Source organism: Streptomyces sp. H39-S7 (genome assembly GCF_027158205.1).
In the GTDB taxonomy this organism is placed as follows: Bacteria; Actinomycetota; Actinomycetes; order Streptomycetales; family Streptomycetaceae; genus Actinacidiphila.
Genome location: NZ_JAPVLU010000003.1, coordinates 291,641 through 308,328, shown reverse-complemented (window position 1 = coordinate 308,328; position 16,688 = coordinate 291,641). Strand labels below are relative to the sequence as shown.

At 70.7% G+C, this 16,688-nt stretch carries 14 protein-coding genes; 9 read left to right on the top strand and 5 right to left on the bottom strand.

The window, feature by feature from the left end; all coding sequences use genetic code 11:
• Window positions 1-87: 87 nt before the first annotated feature.
• From leuE to O3X23_RS04815, 3 genes are all read right to left on the bottom strand, one after another.
• A complete protein-coding gene (gene leuE, locus O3X23_RS04825; RefSeq protein WP_269269827.1) occupies window positions 88-750 on the bottom strand; it encodes a leucine efflux protein LeuE in 663 nt (220 codons plus the stop codon).
• Window positions 751-818: 68 nt separating this feature from the next.
• Window positions 819-1,184, bottom strand: a complete 366-nt coding sequence (locus O3X23_RS04820; protein ID WP_269269826.1) for a YbjQ family protein — start codon at window positions 1,182-1,184, stop codon at window positions 819-821.
• Window positions 1,185-1,225: 41 nt separating this feature from the next.
• Entirely contained in the window at window positions 1,226-2,584 is a 1,359-nt protein-coding gene (locus tag O3X23_RS04815) for an ABC transporter ATP-binding protein (RefSeq protein ID WP_269269825.1), read from the bottom strand.
• Between the two features lie 233 nt (window positions 2,585-2,817).
• Here O3X23_RS04815 and O3X23_RS04810 point away from each other — a divergent pair, with 233 nt between their 5' ends.
• Window positions 2,818-3,522 (top strand): DedA family protein, encoded by a 705-nt coding sequence (locus tag O3X23_RS04810; protein WP_269269824.1) that lies wholly within the window; start codon window positions 2,818-2,820, stop codon window positions 3,520-3,522.
• Window positions 3,523-3,689: 167 nt separating this feature from the next.
• Entirely contained in the window at window positions 3,690-5,279 is a 1,590-nt protein-coding gene (locus O3X23_RS04805) for a threonine/serine ThrE exporter family protein (RefSeq protein ID WP_269269872.1), read from the top strand.
• Between the two features lie 98 nt (window positions 5,280-5,377).
• Here O3X23_RS04805 and O3X23_RS04800 read toward each other — a convergent pair whose 3' ends face one another.
• Window positions 5,378-5,881 carry an inorganic diphosphatase gene (locus O3X23_RS04800; RefSeq protein ID WP_269269823.1) on the bottom strand — a complete coding sequence of 168 codons (504 nt, stop codon included), beginning with the start codon at window positions 5,879-5,881 and terminating at the stop codon, window positions 5,378-5,380.
• Between the two features lie 87 nt (window positions 5,882-5,968).
• On the opposite strand from O3X23_RS04800, the gene dacB reads away from it, so the two are divergent.
• From dacB to folE, 6 genes are all read left to right on the top strand, one after another.
• Window positions 5,969-7,375, top strand: a complete 1,407-nt coding sequence (gene dacB, locus O3X23_RS04795) for a D-alanyl-D-alanine carboxypeptidase/D-alanyl-D-alanine endopeptidase (RefSeq protein WP_269269822.1) — start codon at window positions 5,969-5,971, stop codon at window positions 7,373-7,375.
• A 101-nt stretch (window positions 7,376-7,476) separates the two neighbouring features.
• Entirely contained in the window at window positions 7,477-8,640 is a 1,164-nt protein-coding gene (locus O3X23_RS04790) for a zinc-dependent metalloprotease (protein WP_269269821.1), read from the top strand.
• Window positions 8,641-8,784: 144 nt separating this feature from the next.
• Complete coding sequence (gene tilS, locus O3X23_RS04785; RefSeq protein ID WP_269269820.1) at window positions 8,785-9,780, top strand: tRNA lysidine(34) synthetase TilS; 996 nt, start codon at window positions 8,785-8,787, stop codon at window positions 9,778-9,780.
• 35 nt (window positions 9,781-9,815) lie between these two features.
• On the top strand, window positions 9,816-10,355 hold the full coding sequence (hpt, locus tag O3X23_RS04780; RefSeq protein ID WP_138355918.1) for a hypoxanthine phosphoribosyltransferase: 540 nt from the start codon (window positions 9,816-9,818) through the stop codon (window positions 10,353-10,355).
• A 240-nt stretch (window positions 10,356-10,595) separates the two neighbouring features.
• Window positions 10,596-12,671, top strand: a complete 2,076-nt coding sequence (gene ftsH / locus O3X23_RS04775) for an ATP-dependent zinc metalloprotease FtsH (RefSeq protein ID WP_269269819.1) — start codon at window positions 10,596-10,598, stop codon at window positions 12,669-12,671.
• Window positions 12,672-12,820: 149 nt separating this feature from the next.
• Window positions 12,821-13,426, top strand: a complete 606-nt coding sequence (gene folE, locus O3X23_RS04770) for a GTP cyclohydrolase I FolE (protein WP_269269818.1) — start codon at window positions 12,821-12,823, stop codon at window positions 13,424-13,426.
• 94 nt (window positions 13,427-13,520) lie between these two features.
• Here folE and O3X23_RS04765 read toward each other — a convergent pair whose 3' ends face one another.
• Window positions 13,521-15,401, bottom strand: coding sequence for a phosphatidylglycerol lysyltransferase domain-containing protein (locus O3X23_RS04765; protein WP_269269817.1), 1,881 nt, complete (start codon window positions 15,399-15,401; stop codon window positions 13,521-13,523).
• 165 nt (window positions 15,402-15,566) lie between these two features.
• Here O3X23_RS04765 and O3X23_RS04760 point away from each other — a divergent pair, with 165 nt between their 5' ends.
• A complete protein-coding gene (locus O3X23_RS04760; protein ID WP_269269816.1) occupies window positions 15,567-16,673 on the top strand; it encodes an alpha/beta hydrolase in 1,107 nt (368 codons plus the stop codon).
• Window positions 16,674-16,688: the final 15 nt, after the last annotated feature.

The following is a 16,688-nucleotide window of genomic DNA, read 5'->3' as shown; positions in this document are numbered from 1 at the left end:
TGCCTCCTCTAGGGGTCCCCATCGGGACGATACGACGCCCCCGGCCGTGCCGCCCGTCAGGAGTTCAGCCCCCGCCGCCCCCGTGGGTCACGCCGTGCCGGCCAGCGACAGCTTCGCGGCGAAGCCCAGGAAGAGCGCCCCCGCCCCCGCCGACAGTCCCGCCGTCAGCCGCCGGCGCCGCCGGAAGGCCGCCGCCAGGTAGGTGCCGCTGAAGATGAGCACCGTCAGATAGGTGAAGCTGAACAGTTGCGCCCAGGCGCCGAGCGCGAGGAACGACAGCCCGGGGTGCGCGTACGCCGGGTCGACGAACTGCACGAAGAACGCGACGAAGAACAGGATCGCCTTCGGGTTGAACAGGCTGACCACCAGCGCCCGGCGGAACGGCCGCTCCGCCTTCTCCTGGGGTGCGCCCTCCCCGCCGCGGGCCGCCGCGTTCCGCTCGGCCCGCCCGCGCCACAGCGCCACCGCCCCGCGCAGCATGCCCGCCGCGAGCCAGGTCAGATAGCCCGCGCCGGCGAGCTTGACCACGGTGAACGCCACCGGGCTGGCCTGCAGCAGCGACGCCACCCCGCCCGCCGACAGCATCATCAGCACGGCGTCCCCGCACAGCACCCCGGCCGCCGCCCGGTAGCCGGTGCGCGGCCCGAGCCGGGCCGCCACCGACACCACGTACAGCGAGTTCGGGCCGGGCAGCAGGATGATCAGGGCCAGCCCCGCCAGGTACGTGGAAAGATCAGTTATCCCGAGCATGCGAACAAGTGTGTCACTTGCGCCGCGCGGGACGTCGGCGTTCGCCCGGAAGGACGGCCGGGCGGCGGCTACTCCCGCACCAGCACCACCGCGGTGCCGTACGCGCACACCTCCGTGCCCACGTCGGCCGCCTCGGTCACGTCGAAGCGCATCATGAGCACGGCGTTCGCCCCGCGGGCCTGGGCCTGCTCGACCAGCCGCTCCATCGCCTGGTTGCGGGTCTGCACCAGGGTCTTCGTCAGACCCTTCAGCTCACCGCCGACCATCGACTTGAGCCCGGCGCCGATCTGGCTCCCGATGTGCCGGGAGCGCACGGTCAGCCCGAAGACCTCGCCGATCACCTTCTCGACCCGGTAGCCGGGCGCCTCGTTCGTGGTCACCACCAGGACGTCGGACCGCTCGGACTGGCCGCCGCCGAAATCGTCGATACCCATGAGGGAACGGTGGCTCCTGACGGCTGCCTCCGCACGCCGGACTACTCCAGGCGCGGCTGTTCCGCCGGAGCGGGGCAGATCCGGCGGCCGGTGTTGTCGAAGATGTAGAGGTGCGCCAGGTCCACCAGGAGCGGCACCCGGTCCCCGGGCCGGACCCGGATGTCGGGGCCCGTGCGGACCACCAGGTCGCCGGTCGGCTGCTCCGCGCGGTCGGCCTGCGGCGGGTCGAGCACCTTGACCGCGCCGGACGTGTCGGGCTCCTGGAGCAGCCCCGGGAACCGCCCGGCCGCCTTGCGCGCCAGCTTGCCCAGCCCGCCCGGTCCGGCGGCCGCCCGCCGCGCCGCGGAACGGGTGCGCTGCACGGGCAGCCGGGGCGCCTCGAGCTCCGGCACGACCGCCGGCTTCGCTCCGGTGTTCAGATGCACCAGGCACTCGTGCCCCTGGTACTCCACGTGCTCGACGATGCCGCTGAGCACCACCTCGCCCGCGTGCGCGCCGCTCGGCGCCGCGATCCGCACCGCCTCCGAGCGCAGCCCGACGATGATGTCGCGGCCCTGCTGGATGCGGAGCATCTGGTGGTCCAGGCTCAGCGGCTCCGGCAGCCCCAGGCGCTGCCGCCCGAAGTCGATCCACATGCCGCCGCCCAGCGGCGCCAGCACCGTGGCCTGCAGCAGATTGATCCGCGGCGTTCCGATGAACGCGGCGACGAACACGTTCACCGGCAGGTGGTAGGTGTCGCGCGGCGTCCCGACCTGCTGCAGCACCCCGCCGCGCATGACCGCGACGCGGTCGCCGAGCGACATGGCCTCGGCCTGATCGTGCGTCACATACACGGTGGTGACGCCCATTCCGCGGGTCAGCCGGGCGATCTCGGCGCGCAGGTGCGAGCGCAGCTTGGCGTCCAGGTTCGACAGCGGCTCGTCCATCAGGAAGACCGACGGATGCCGCGAGATGGCGCGGCCCATCGCGACCCGCTGCCGCTCACCGCCGGACAGCTGTCCGGGGTAGCGGTCCAGGATCTCCTCGATGCCCAGGATCCGCGCGGTCTCCTCGACCCGCGGGTTCTGGTCCTCACCCGGCATCTCGAAGCGCAGCGGGAACCCGATGTTCTGCCGGCTGGTCATGCTCGGATACAGCGCGAAGTTCTGGAACACCATCGCCATCCGGCGGTCACCGGGCGCGAGGTTGTTCGCGTACTCGCCGTCCAGCAGCAGCTCCCCGGAGCTGATGTCCTCCAGCCCCGCGATCATGCGCAGCACAGTGGATTTGCCGCAGCCCGAAGGGCCGAGCATCACCAGGAACTCGCCGGGGGCGATGTCCAAGCTAAACCGGTCGACCGCCGGGGCGGCCTGCTTCGGATAGAACTTCGAGAGTTCGTGCATGGAGATGGCGCGCGTCATAACAGGATCCGCCAGAAAGTTCAGATGCTGTGACAGGAGATGTACCCATGGTGCACGCGGTGGCGTTGCGGAGAACGTAATGCACCACCACCGCGTTGGGGAACGTTTCGGCCAACTCGACTGGCGCGAATTCCGCCGCGCTGATACCTCACCGAACCGTCACGGGTCGCGCACGGATCGGGCCCGGCCGCCGCCCACAGGGGGCGCAACGATTCGATTGGTACGTTTGAACGGTGACGAACCTCGCCCTGGGCCCCAGCTGGCTCGATCCCGACCACCTGATCAACTCGTTCGGCCTGTGGGGCGTGCTGTTGATCGTCTTCGCCGAGTCGGGCCTGCTGATCGGATTCTTCCTGCCCGGGGACTCGCTCCTCTTCACGACCGGACTCCTGGTCGCGGGTGGCACTCTCAAGACCCCGCTGTGGCTGGTGACGCTGCTCATCGTCGTCGCCGCGATCGTCGGTGACCAGGTCGGCTTCCTCTTCGGCCGCAAGGTCGGGCCCTCGCTCTTCCGGCGGCCGGACTCCCGGCTCTTCAAGCAGGAGAACATCGAGAAGGCCCACGCCTTCTTCGAGAAGCACGGCCCCAAGTCGATCGTGCTGGCCCGCTTCGTGCCCATCGTCCGCACGTTCACGCCGATCATCGCCGGCGTCAGCCGGATGAACTACCGGACGTTCGTCACCTACAACATCATCGGCGGAACGCTCTGGGGCGGCGGCGTCACCCTCCTCGGTTACTGGCTCGGCCAGATCGCGTTCGTCCACAAGAACATCGAGCTGATCCTGGTCGCGATCGTGCTCGTCTCGGTCGTCCCGATCGCGATCGAGTTCCTCCGGGCCCGCGCGAAGTCGAAGAAGGAGGGCCCCCGGCCCCCCGCGGACGTGCCCCCGCCGCCCGTCGGCTCCGCCGGCCGGGGCGGCCGCCACCGGGCGCGGTAGCGCGGAGCCGGCACCGGCCGGCGGTGCGGTGGGCGGGGCGGGAATCGCGGTCGACGCGGTGCGCCCTGCACACTGATCATCGGAGGTGGTCGGTCAACGTGTCGGACGAAGAGAAGCCGGACTCGGACGAGTCGCGGTCGGAGTTCACCCCACCCGTGGGCGTACCGATGCCACCGGTCCCGGAACCCGATGGCTCGACGACGTCGGAGTTCGCCGCACCGACCGGGGTGGAGCTGCCGGCCGGACCGGAGGCGGAAGGCTCCGCCTTCACCGCGCCCGCCTCGTCCGCCGCCTACGGCGCCGGCGCCGGGAACGCGTTCACACCCCCCGACGGCATCCCCGTCATACGGCTCACCAAGGGCGTCGTCCCCTGGCAGGACCGCATGCGCGAGCTGGTCCGGATGCCGGTCACCGAACGCCCGGTGCCCGAGCTGCCCGCGGACAAGCCCGAGGCCGGCCCGCCGGTGCCCCGCGTGCTCGACCTCACGCTGCGCATCGGCGAGCTGCTGCTCGCGGGCGGCGAGGGGGCCGAGGACGTCGAAGCGGCGATGTTCGGCGTCGCGCACGCCTACGGTCTGGCCCGGGTGGAACCCACCGTCACGTTCACGCTGCTCGGCATCTCGTACCAGCCGTCCCTCGTCGAGCCGCCGCTCACCGCGAGCCGTACCGTCCGCCGCCGGGTCGCCGACTACACGCGGCTGGCGGCGGTCTTCCAGCTCGTCGACGACATCACCGCGCACGAGGCGACGCTGGAGGACTCCTACGGCCGGCTCGCCGCCATCCGACGCAACCGGCACCCGTACAGCGGCTGGGTGCTGACCGGCGCCGCCGGGCTGCTGGCCGGCTCGGCGAGCATCCTGGTCGGCGGTGGTCCGCTGATCTTCTTCGCGGCGGCGCTGGCCGCGATGCTCGGCGACCGGCTGGCCTGGCTGTGCGCCGGGCGCGGGCTGCCGGAGTTCTACCAGTTCGCCGCCGCCGCGATGCCGGCCGCCGCGATGGGCATCGTCGTCAACCTCTACGCCGACCACCTGCCGGGCGCCACCGACCTCCAGGCGTCCGCGGTGATCACCGGCGGACTCTTCACCCTGCTGCCGGGCCGTGCCCTGGTGGCAGGGGTCCAGGACGGCCTGACCGGCTTCTACATCACCGCGTCCGCCCGCCTGCTGGAGGTCATGTACCTCGTCGTCGGCATCGTCTTCGGCGTCACGATCGTGCTCTACGCGGGGGTGCGGCTCGGCGCCGACTTCGACCCGGAGCAGGCGCTGCGCGCCTACGACCACCCCTGGGTGCAGCTGCTGTCCGCGATGTCCCTCACCCTCGCCTTCGCGGTGCTGCTGCAGTGCGAGCGCGGGGTGCTGCTGCTCGCCACGCTCAACGGCGGCGTCGCCTGGACGGTCTACGGGGTGCTCCACCAGCAGCTCGGCGCCAACCCGGTCGTCGCCACCGCGGCCGCGGCGGGCCTGGTCGGCCTCTTCGGCCAGCTGATGGCCCGCTACCGGTACGCGTCGGTCCTGCCGTACGTCACGGCCGCGATCGGCCCGCTGCTGCCCGGCTCGGCGACGTACTTCGGGCTGCTCGCCTTCACCCAGAACCACACGGCGGAGGGGTTCACCTCCCTGACGAAGGCCGCGGCACTCGCCCTCGCCGTCGCGATCGGGGTGAACCTCGGCGGGGAGATCGCCCGCATGTTCCTCAAGACCCCGGGCTCCGCCGACCCGGCCCGGCGCCGCGCGGCCAAGCGCACCAGGGGCTTCTGAGCGGCGGAACGCGCGAACGCCGGGCCGGCCCGCGAAGGGCCCGCCCGGCGTTCCCGGTACTCCAGCACTTCGACACTGCAACGGCCGTCGGCCAGGTGTCAGTGGCTGTGGAAGACCTGGCCCGAGTCCTTCAGGCGCTTGTAGGACGCCTCGATCTCGGCCTCGGCCTCGATGCGGCCGACCCAGTTGGCGCCCTCGACGGACTTGCCGGGCTCCAGGTCCTTGTAGACCTCGAAGAAGTGCTGGATCTCCAGGCGGTCGAACTCCGACACGTGATGGATGTCACGCAGGTGCTCCACCCGCGGGTCCGAAGCCGGGACGCACAGCAGCTTGTCGTCGCCGCCCGCCTCGTCGGTCATACGGAACATGCCGACGGCGCGGCACTTGATGAGGCAGCCGGGGAACGTCGGCTCATCAAGGATGACCAGGGCGTCCAGCGGGTCGCCGTCCTCCCCCAGGGTGTTCTCGACGAAGCCGTAGTCGGCCGGGTAACTGGTCGAGGTGAAGAGCCGGCGGTCCAAGCGGATACGACCGGTCTCGTGGTCCACCTCGTACTTGTTCCGGGAACCCTTCGGGATCTCGATCGTGACGTCGAACTCCAAGGCCCTACTCCTCCATGATCAGCACATACTTCTGGTGGTTAAGTGTCTCCCACGCAGGTGTGTGGTCGCGAAAGGGGCTGGTCGGGGGTGCCGGACGCCAGAACATGGCAGGTAGTGGCGGGGTCGGCCGCAGTCGGGCTGACCATTTCCTTCGCGGCGGTGGCCGTGGCCGGACCGTGGGAGTCGGGCCAGCGTACGGCGGAACGGGCGGCGGCCGCCTCCCGGGCCCACCTGGCGGACGGCCGCCCCGCCCCCGGGCCCCGGACGACGCCGCCCGTCGAGGCGGCGGCCCCGCCCGCCGCCCGGGTGCTCACCGCGCCCGCCACGGACCCGGGCACGCTGCCCGCCCAGCAGGCGCTCGCCGCCCGGCTCGCCCCGCTGCTGCGCGACCCGGCCCTCGGCCCGCTGCGCACCGGAGCCGTCATCGACGCGGCCACCGGCAGGCTGCTGTACGGCTCCGGCGCCGCGACCCCGTCCGTGCCGGCCTCGACCATAAAGATCGCGACGGCCGCCGCCGCCCTCTCCGTACTCGGCCCCGACCACCGGATATCCACGGCCGTGCTGGCCGCCGGGCCGCACAGCACCGTCCTCGTGGGCGGCGGGGACCCCACCCTCACCGCCGCCGCGCTGCGCACCCTGGCCGACGACACCGCCCGCGCGCTGGCCGCCCGCGGCACCACCGCCACCTCGCTCGGCTACGACCTGTCGCTCTACTCGGGTCCCGTCCTGCATCCCATCGGCCGCAACGAGAACATCGCGCCGGTCACCCCGCTGATGCTCAACGAGGGGCGCCTCGGCAAGAGCGACCGCGGCCCCGCCGACCGCTCCACCGACCCGGCCGGCGACACCGCCACCGCCTTCGCGAAGCTGCTCAAGGCGCGCGGCATCAAGGTGACGGGCACCCCGGCGAGAACGCCCGCCGCCGCGTCCGGCACCCGGCTCGCCGCGGCCCGGTCGGCGCCGCTGTCCGCGCTCGTCGAGCGGATGCTGACCAACAGCGACAACGACATCGCGGAGGCCCTGGCCCGGCAGACCGCGATCGCCGCGCACCTGCCCGCGAGCTTCGACGGCGCCCAGCAGGCCGTCACCGCCGCCCTGGCCCGGCTCGGACTGCCGTCGGGCGGGGCGAAGTTCACCGACGGCAGCGGCCTCAACCGCGCCGACGCGCTGTCCGCGGAACAGCTCGCGCGGCTCCTCGCCCTGGCCGCGTCGCCCCAACACCCCCAGCTGCGGCCGATCCTCACCGGTCTGCCCGTCGCCGGCTTCTCCGGCACCCTCTCCGACCGGTTCCGCGGCGGCCCCGCCTCCGGCGCCGGCCTGATCCGCGCCAAGACCGGCACCCTCACCGGCGTCCACGCCATCACCGGAACCGTCGTCACCGCCGGCGGCCGGCTGCTCACCTTCGCCTTCCTCACGCAGGGCGCCACATCGGCGACAGCCGCCCAAACCGCCCTCGACCGGCTGGCGTCCGCCCTCGCCGCCTGCGGCTGCTGAACCCCCACCCCAGCCCCGCCTGGGGCCCCACCCCGGCCCCGTCCCCGGAACCCGGGCGTTATCCGACCCCCAAAGCGGGAGCGGCAACGTACCGTGAAGGCATGACGAGCATCGGTGGTGCCGACATGGTCGACTGGAATCTCGCAGTGGCGACCGCACAGCGGTTGATGCGGCCGGGCCCGGAGGTCAGCGGGGACGAGGCGCGCGAGATCGTGGCCGAGTTGCGCAAGCACGCGCGCTCCTCGGAGGAGCACGTGCACGCGTTCACCCGCATGTACGGCGACGCGGTGTCTCCGCCGAACGGGACGCCCGTGCTGATCGTGGACCGGGTGGGCTGGGTGAAGGCGAACGTCGCCGGCTTCCGCGAGATCCTCAAGCCGCTGCTGGGCAAGATGCAGGACCGCCGCCCCGGCGGCCTCGGCGGCATGGCGCTGGGCACGGTCGGCGGCAAGGTCACCGGCGTCGAGGTCGGGATGCTGCTGTCGTTCCTGGCGTCCCGGGTGCTCGGCCAGTACGAGACGTTCGCCCCCGCCACCCGCGAGCTGCCCGCCGGCCCCGTCGTCCCCGGCCCGGGAGCGCCGCGCGCCGGCCGCCTGCTGCTCGTCGCGCCGAACATCGTGCACGTCGAGCGGGAACTCGACGTGGACCCGCACGACTTCCGGCTGTGGGTGTGCCTGCACGAGGAGACGCACCGCACGCAGTTCACCGCCGTGCCATGGCTGCGCGACCACATCGAGGGCGAGATCCAGTCCTTCCTCGGCGAGACCGAGATGGACGCCTCCACCGTCATCGAACGGATCCGCGAGGCCGCCCAGTCCTTCGCGGGCGGCGGCGGCGCCAAGGACGCCGACGACGAGCCCGACGAGGGCCGCAGCATCGTGGACTTCGTGCAGACCCCCGTCCAGCGGGAGATCCTCGCCCGGCTGACCGCCGTCATGTCGCTGCTGGAGGGCCACGCGGACTACGTGATGGACGGTGTGGGACCCGACGTCGTGCCGTCCGTCGCGGAGATCCGGGAGAAGTTCCAGCAGCGCAGGGCCAGCGGCGCGGGCCGGCTGGACCAGGTGCTGCGCAAGGTGCTGGGACTGGACGCGAAGCTGCGCCAGTACAAGGACGGCGAGCGCTTCGTGCGCACCGTCGTCGACGAGGTGGGCATGGACGGCTTCAACCGCGTGTGGACGTCGCCCAACACGCTGCCGACGAAGGCGGAGATCGCCAAACCGGCGGACTGGGTCGCAAGGGTGCACCGGCGCAGCGATTCGTGACCACCCGACGCCCTCCGGTTCACCCGTCCGAGGGACCGTAAGCGCAGGGTAAGCCGTGCGATGCTCGGGTAGAGCCCCGACTTCTGTCACCATCTAGCTACTTTGCGTTATCACCCTCACAGCCTCCATAGGAGGGAACCGGACATGGGTCCCCACCCCACGGTCGCCGCGATACGCCTGGCGGTCCGCCGCGTACTTCACGACGTCCTCATCGCCACCCCCGCCCCCAACCCCCTCGTCCTCGCCGCCTGCAGCGGAGGCGCCGACTCCATGGCGCTCGCCGCGGCCCTCGCGTTCGAGGCCCCCAAACTCGGCGTGCGCGCCGGGGCCGTCACCGTCGACCACGGGCTGCAGCCCGGCTCGACCGGCCGCGCCCTCGAAGTCGCCGCGCGCCTGCGCTGCCTCGGGCTGGACCCCGTGGACGCCGTCGGGGTCACCGTCGGCCGCCAGGGCGGGCCCGAAGCCGCCGCCCGCGACGCCCGCTACGGCGCGCTGGACGCCACCGCCGAAGCGCGCGGCGCCGCCGCCGTCCTGCTCGGCCACACCCGGGACGACCAGGCGGAAACGGTGCTGCTGGGCCTCGCCCGCGGCTCCGGCACCCGCTCGCTGTCCGGGATGGCCGCCGTGTCGGGCGCGGGCGGCCGCTACCGCCGGCCGTTCCTGCTGCTCGACCGCGACACCGTCCGCAAGGGCTGCCTGGCCCAGGGCATCGACGTGTGGGAGGACCCGCACAACCACGACCCGGCGTACACCCGCTCCCGGGTCCGCCACGAGGCGCTGCCGGTGCTGGAGAAGTCCCTCGGCAAGGGCGTCATCGAGGCGCTGGCCCGGACCGCCCAGCTCTCCCGTGACGACGCCGACGCCCTGGACCAGTGGGCGGCCACCGCCGAACGTGATGTTGCCGACGGCGACGGCTCCCTGGACGCGCTCCGGCTGCGCTCCCTGCCGGCCGCCGTCCGCCGCCGGGTACTGCGCCGGGCGGTCATCGCGGCCGGTTCCCCGCCCGGATTCCTCTTCGCCCGCCACATCGAGGAGATCGACCGGCTGGTCACCGACTGGCGGGGGCAGAAGGGTCTCAACCTGCCGGGCGGCGTCGAGGCCCGTCGGCGCAATGGCAGACTGTTCTTCTCACCGTCGTAGACCTTGAGGAACCAACACAGGTGAACGAGAACGACATGGGCACCGATCTCGAAAAGGTGCTCATCACCAAGGAAGAGATCGACGCCAAGCTGATCGAGCTTGCCGCGAAGATCGACAAGGACTACGCGGGCAAGGACCTGCTGATCGTCGGCGTGCTCAAGGGCGCGGTGATGGTCATGGCGGACCTGGCGCGCGCGCTCTCCACCAACGTGACGATGGACTGGATGGCGGTGTCCTCCTACGGCGCCGGCACCAAGTCGTCGGGCGTCGTCCGCATCCTCAAGGACCTCGACACCGATATCGCAGGCCGCGACGTGCTCATCGTCGAGGACATCATCGACTCCGGTCTGACGCTGTCCTGGCTGATCAGCAACCTCGGCTCGCGCGGCCCGGCCTCCCTGGAGGTCTGCACGCTGCTGCGCAAGCCGGAGGCGGCCAAGGTCGAGATCGATGTGAAGTACACCGGCTTCGACATCCCGAATGAATTCGTCGTCGGCTACGGACTCGATTTCAACGAGAAGTACCGCAATCTCCCCTTTGTCGGAACACTCGCCCCGCACGTATACGGCGGCTGACGCCCCCGTTCGTCCGAGGATGTCCCCGTTCGGCGCAGCCCGTGCCGACAATGGGGAACCCCGCACCCTTTCCCGCCGTTGGAGCAGGGGAAGCCGGGATTGTTAACGGTTGGCGGACGCCTCGGTGGACAATGCTGAGGTACCGTCCGAAGGTCGGGTCATACACCGGATGTGCGCGCGGCCATCGAGCCGCGCTGCCTCACTGTGGCAGGAGGGACGGGGCGTCCGCGCCCCGCATGGATGGACGTCAAGCGCTATTTCCGTGGGCCAGTCATGTGGATCGTGCTGGCTGTCATCGCCGTGGTCGTCCTCATGCAGGTCGTCGGCTCCTCCGGCGGCTACAAGACGGTGGACACCGGCCAGGTCGTGCAAGCGATCCACAGCAAGGACAACATTCTCAAGTCGGCGGAGATCACCACCGGCGATGAGCAGATGATCAAGATCGAGCTCGTCGACGGCGCGAAGGTCGGCGGCAAGGATCTGGGCACCAAGCTCAAGGCGAGCTACGTCAGCGCCGACCAGAGCACTGCCATCGCCGCGGATCTCCAGAAGAAGATCGACGGCACGGCGGACGCGGGCGGCACGCTGCCCGACGGGTACACCGTCTCGCCGTCCAAGCAGAACGCGTTCGTCAGCATCCTGTTGTCGCTGCTGCCGTTCGTGCTGATCGTCGTGGTCTTCCTGTTCCTGATGAACCAGATGCAGGGCGGCGGATCCCGCGTCATGCAGTTCGGGAAGTCCAAGGCCAAGCTGATCACCAAGGACACCCCCAAGACCACGTTCGCGGATGTGGCGGGGGCGGACGAGGCGGTCGAGGAACTCCACGAGATCAAGGAGTTCCTCCAGGAGCCGGCGAAGTTCCAGGCCGTCGGCGCCAAGATCCCCAAGGGCGTGCTGCTCTACGGCCCGCCCGGCACCGGCAAGACCCTGCTGGCCCGCGCCGTCGCGGGTGAGGCGGGCGTGCCGTTCTACTCGATCTCGGGCTCCGACTTCGTCGAGATGTTCGTGGGTGTCGGCGCCTCGCGTGTCCGGGACCTGTTCGAGCAGGCCAAGGCGAACGCTCCGGCGATCGTCTTCGTCGACGAGATCGACGCCGTCGGCCGGCACCGCGGTGCCGGTATGGGCGGCGGTCACGACGAGCGCGAGCAGACGCTCAACCAGCTGCTCGTCGAGATGGACGGCTTCGACGTGAAGGGCGGCGTCATCCTGATCGCCGCCACCAACCGGCCGGACATCCTGGACCCGGCGCTGCTGCGTCCGGGCCGCTTCGACCGCCAGATCGCCGTGGACCGCCCCGACCTGATGGGCCGGCTGGAGATCCTCAACGTCCACGCCAAGGGCAAGCCGGTCGCTCCGAACGTCGACCTCCGGGCCGTCGCTCGCCGCACCCCCGGTTTCACCGGCGCGGATCTGGCGAACGTGCTCAACGAGGCCGCGCTCCTGACGGCCCGTGGGGACCGCAAGCTGCTCGACAACGAGACCCTCGACGAGGCGATCGACCGGGTCGTGGCCGGACCGCAGAAGCGGACCCGGATCATGTCCGAGAAGGAGAAGAAGATCACCGCGTACCACGAGGGCGGACACGCCCTGGTCGCGGCTGCTTCTCCGAACAGCGACCCGGTGCACAAGATCACGATCCTCTCCCGCGGCCGGGCCCTCGGTTACACGATGGTCCTGCCGGACGAGGACAAGTACTCGACGACGCGCAACGAGATGCTCGACCAGCTCGCCTACATGATGGGCGGCCGGGCGGCGGAGGAACTGGTCTTCCACGACCCGACCACCGGCGCCTCGAACGACATCGAGAAGGCGACCGCGACGGCCCGCGCGATGGTCACCCAGTACGGGATGACCGAGCGGCTCGGCGCGATCAAGTTCGGCTCGGACAACGCGGAGCCGTTCCTGGGCCGTGACATGGGTCACCAGCGCGACTACTCGGAAGAGGTCGCCGGGCTGGTCGACGAAGAGGTCAAGAAGCTCATCGAGACCGCGCACAACGAGGCGTGGGAGATCCTGGTCGAGAACCGCGACGTTCTCGACAACCTGGTTCTGGCGCTCCTGGAGAGGGAGACGCTGAACAAGGAGGAGATCGCCGAGATCTTCAAGGCCATCGTCAGGCGCCCGCCGCGTCCGGCCTGGACCGGGTCCTCGCGCCGTACGCCGTCGACCCGCCCGCCGGTGCTCTCGCCCAAGGAGCTGGCGCTCACCAACGGCAGCCAGTCCGCCAACGGCAGCAGCACCGCCACCCCGGCCATCGAGAAGCCCACCGAGACGGTGCAGCTCCCCGAGGACTCGGGGAGCGGAACCGACAGCTGACCACCGGAAACCGGTCGGCGACAGCCGGCCGGCGAAGGTGATCCCGGAATGAAGACCGCGCCCCCAGGGTTTTAACCTTGGGGGCGCGGTCTTTCCGCTGGTGCAACCCCCTGCAGTCTCCGCAGGTCCGTACGAGGAACGAGGCACAGATGACCGACCCGGTGACGCTGGATGGTGAGGGGACCATCGGCGTGTTCGACGAGAAGCGCGCCGAGGCCGCCGTGCGGGAGCTCCTCATCGCGGTCGGCGAGGATCCGGACCGGGAGGGGCTGCGGGAGACGCCGGGCCGGGTGGCCCGTGCGTACAAGGAAATATTCGCCGGCCTGTGGCAGGAGCCGGAGGACGTCCTGACCACGACGTTCGACCTCGGGCACGACGAGATGGTGCTGGTGAAGGACATCGAGGTGATGTCGAGCTGCGAGCACCACCTGGTCCCGTTCATAGGTGTCGCCCACGTCGGCTACATCCCGGCCTCCAACGGCAAGATCACCGGGCTGTCGAAGCTCGCCCGGCTGGTCGACGTCTACGCCCGCCGCCCGCAGGTCCAGGAGCGGCTCACCACGCAGATCGCCGACTCGCTGATGCGCATCCTGGAGCCGCGCGGCGTGATCGTCGTCATCGAGTGCGAGCACATGTGCATGTCGATGCGCGGGGTGCGCAAGCAGGGCGCGAAGACCATCACGTCGGCCGTCCGCGGCCAGCTGCGCGACCCCGCGACCCGCTCCGAGGCGATGAGCCTCATCATCGCCCGCTGAGCCCGCTGAGCCCTCGGAGGACTCCCGCAACAGACGGAACCGCCGGACCCCTGCGTGGGATCCGGCGGTTCCGTCGTACGGGTGGCGCGGTGGTTCAGGCGACGCTTCTGACCGCCCGCTCCGGCTCCGAGCTGTTGGCGTAGCAGGGCGCGGTGTGCGCGGCCCGCTTGGCCCGGCCCGGCAGGAACCGCTGGAGCGCGTCCGGCAGCGGCAGCGACAGGGTGACGAAGCCCTCCGCCTGCATGGCGGCGAAACCGATCCGGGGGAGGTCACGGGAGTTGCGGAACACCAGGAACCGCGGCACCCACTCCGGCTGGAACTTCGCGTTGAACTTGTACAGCGACTCGATCTGGAACCAGCGCGACAGGAAGACCAGCAGTCCCCGCCAGCCGCGCAGCACCGGCCCCGCCCCGATCCGCTCGCCGCGGGCGAGCGCCGAGCGGAACATCGCGAAGTTGAGCGAGACGTTCTCGACGCCGAGCTCCGGGGCGTGCTGCAGCGCCTCGACGATCAGCAGCTCGTTGAGCCCCGGATCGGCGCTGCGGTCGCGCCGCATGAGTTCCAGGGACATGCCGTCCTTGCCCCAGGGGACGAAGTGCAGCACGGCCCGCAGGTCGCCCAGCGGCGACTCGACGCCGTCCTCCCGCTCCTTGTGGGCGGTGACGACCACGCAGTCGCCGTCCTCGACGTCACCGAACCGGCCCAGCGCCATGGAGAAGCCGCGCTCGGTGTCGGTGCCGCGCCAGGCGTCGGCGGCCAGCCGGACCTGCTCGCGCTCGCCGTCCGACAGCTCGCGGACCCGGCGCACCTTGCAGACGTAGCCGGACCGCTCGATGCGCTTGACCATCTGCCGGACGTTCCGCATCGCCCGGCCCTGCATCGTGAAGGCGCTGGTGCGCACGATGGCCTCGTCGCCCAACTCCAGCGCGTCCAGGCCCGTCTCGCGGGTCCAGACCTCGCCGCCGGTCTCGCTGCAGCCCATGACCGCGGGGATCCAGGCGTGCGCGCGGGCCAGTTCCATGAAGCGCTCGATGGCGCCCGGCCAGGCCTCGACGTCCCCGATGGGGTCGCCGCTGGCGAGCATCACCCCGGACACCACCCGGTAGCAGACAGCGGCCTTGCCGCTCGGTGAGAACACCACGCTCTTGTCGCGGCGCAGCGCGAAGTGGCCGAGCGAGTCGCGGGCACCGTGCTTGGCCAGCAGCTCGCGCAGCTGGTCCTCGTCGGCGCCGCTGAGCTCGGCGACCGGTCGCGCCGGACGCAGGATCAGATACGCGGTGGTGCCGGCGATCAGGAAGCCGAGGCCGCCGAGCGAGTAGGCCACGACATCCGAGGCCCGGTCACTCGTATAGCTCACCGGGCCCTCGAAACCGAAAAGCCCGTACAGCACGTGCTGCAGGCGCTCGATCAGGCTGGGATCGCCCATCTCGACGCGCGGGTGGGCGCTGACGATCAGGAGTCCGAGACCGAGCCCGACGATGCTGAGCAGCACGAAGTTGGCCGCCGCCCGCCAGCGGGTGCGCGGGTCCGAAAGGGCGTTGAACTGGCCCCGGTGGACGATCAGCAGCGCGAGCAGGAACAGCGAGACGGTCGCGCCGACGTACGAGTGCCGGTAGACCAACTGGGTCGCGGCGCCGGTCGGCAGCAGCAGCACCGCCGCCCACCAGGCGCGCACCTTCCCGCGTTTGAGGCCGTGGGCCAGCATCAGCAGCAGGATGCCGGTGACCACCGACCCGGCCGCCGCGAGCGAACTCATGGTGCCGGGGAAGACCATCGCCATGTGGTGCATCCGGCCGTTGCGGAAACCGGGGAACACGCCGGAGACGACGTCGAGCAGCCCCACCACGGCCCCGGCGGTACCGACGACCGACGGGACGGAGGAGGAGCGGAGGAACCGCGGACGCCGGGTACCGGCGTTGGCGCGATCAGTAGACACGGGCACCTGCCCAGGGAACCCGGAAGCCGAGTTCTCCATCTACCTGTACAGACATGGGTCACCAAGCCCCAACATTGCGGGATATGTTCCGCAAACAGCTCTCGTAACGAACAATTTGCGCCCTCTAGGACGCGAAGAAAGGCCCCTAGGTTCCGTCAGAAGGAGCCGGAACCGGGCCGCGGACAGGAAAGTACGTCATCCGACATGGGTCTCACCAGTAAGAAGGTTCTACTGCTGGCGGTCATAGCCGCGGTAGTGCTGTTCGTGGCCACCGTATGGCTCTGGCCCCGGCTGTCCAAGCGCGGTCTCCCGGCGGTGCTGGGGCGGGTCGGCATGATGCTCTTCACCCAGTTGTCGATGATCGCGGCGCTGGGGCTCGCCGCCAACTACTCGTTCGGCTTCTACGCGTCCTGGGCCGACCTGTTCGGACAGGAGTCCGAGCCGGGCGTCGTCGTCAACCACTCGGCGGCGGCCAACCAGCTACAGGTGGTCGGCCACAAGTACGTCAACGTGCCCGGGGGTTCGGTGCCGGCGACCGGCGGCCAGATCCAGAAGGTGGTGTTCCAGGGCGGCGCGTCCGACATCACCACCCAGGCCTATGTCTACCTGCCGCCCGAGTACTTCCAGGACGCCAGGCGCAGGTTCCCGGCGTCGGTGATCCTCACCGGCTACCCGGGCACCGCCGAGGCGCTCTTCAAGAAGATGAAGTACCCGTCGATCGCCCACCAGCAGGTCCTGGAGGGCAAGGCCAGGCCGACCATACTGATCATGATGCGGCCGACGGTCGCCCCGCCGCGGGACACCGAGTGCATGGACATCCCCGGCGGCCCCCAGACGGAGACGTTCTTCACCAAGGACCTGCGCGCTGCCGTGTCCGGCCACTTCCGGGTCGGCACCAACGCCCGGAACTGGGGGATCATGGGCGACTCCACGGGCGGCTACTGCGCTCTGAAGCTGACGATGCGGCACCCCGAGGCGTACTCGGCCGCGGTCGGCCTGTCCGCCGACTACAAGGCGCCGCGCGACCGGACGACCGGCGACCTGTTCGGCGGCGACAAGAAGCTCGAACTCCAGAACAACCTGGCGTGGCGGCTGAAGAACCTGCCGCACCCGCCGGTGAACCTCCTGGTGACCAGCAGCAAGAAGGGTGAGCCGAACTACCGGGAGACGATGAGGCTGATCGGCGCCGCGAAGGCGCCCACGCACATGTCGTCGATCATCCTGGAGAGCGGCGGCCACAACTTCAACACCTGGGGCCGGGAGATCCCGCCCGCCCTGGAGTGGTTGAGCAGCCGGCTGAGCGACCGGTAGTCGACCGCCCAGCGC

Coding starts and splice junctions, on each gene's coding strand:
- ftsH (WP_269269819.1), top strand. CDS start 10,596: ATGGACGTCAAGCGCTATTTCCGTGGGCCAGTCATGTGGATCGTGCTG.
- leuE (WP_269269827.1), bottom strand. CDS start 750: ATGCTCGGGATAACTGATCTTTCCACGTACCTGGCGGGGCTGGCCCTG.
- O3X23_RS04805 (WP_269269872.1), top strand. CDS start 3,690: ATGCCACCGGTCCCGGAACCCGATGGCTCGACGACGTCGGAGTTCGCC.
- hpt (WP_138355918.1), top strand. CDS start 9,816: ATGGGCACCGATCTCGAAAAGGTGCTCATCACCAAGGAAGAGATCGAC.
- tilS (WP_269269820.1), top strand. CDS start 8,785: ATGGGTCCCCACCCCACGGTCGCCGCGATACGCCTGGCGGTCCGCCGC.
- O3X23_RS04760 (WP_269269816.1), top strand. CDS start 15,567: ATGGGTCTCACCAGTAAGAAGGTTCTACTGCTGGCGGTCATAGCCGCG.
- O3X23_RS04815 (WP_269269825.1), bottom strand. CDS start 2,584: ATGACGCGCGCCATCTCCATGCACGAACTCTCGAAGTTCTATCCGAAG.
- O3X23_RS04790 (WP_269269821.1), top strand. CDS start 7,477: ATGACGAGCATCGGTGGTGCCGACATGGTCGACTGGAATCTCGCAGTG.
- O3X23_RS04820 (WP_269269826.1), bottom strand. CDS start 1,184: ATGGGTATCGACGATTTCGGCGGCGGCCAGTCCGAGCGGTCCGACGTC.
- O3X23_RS04765 (WP_269269817.1), bottom strand. CDS start 15,401: ATGGAGAACTCGGCTTCCGGGTTCCCTGGGCAGGTGCCCGTGTCTACT.
- folE (WP_269269818.1), top strand. CDS start 12,821: ATGACCGACCCGGTGACGCTGGATGGTGAGGGGACCATCGGCGTGTTC.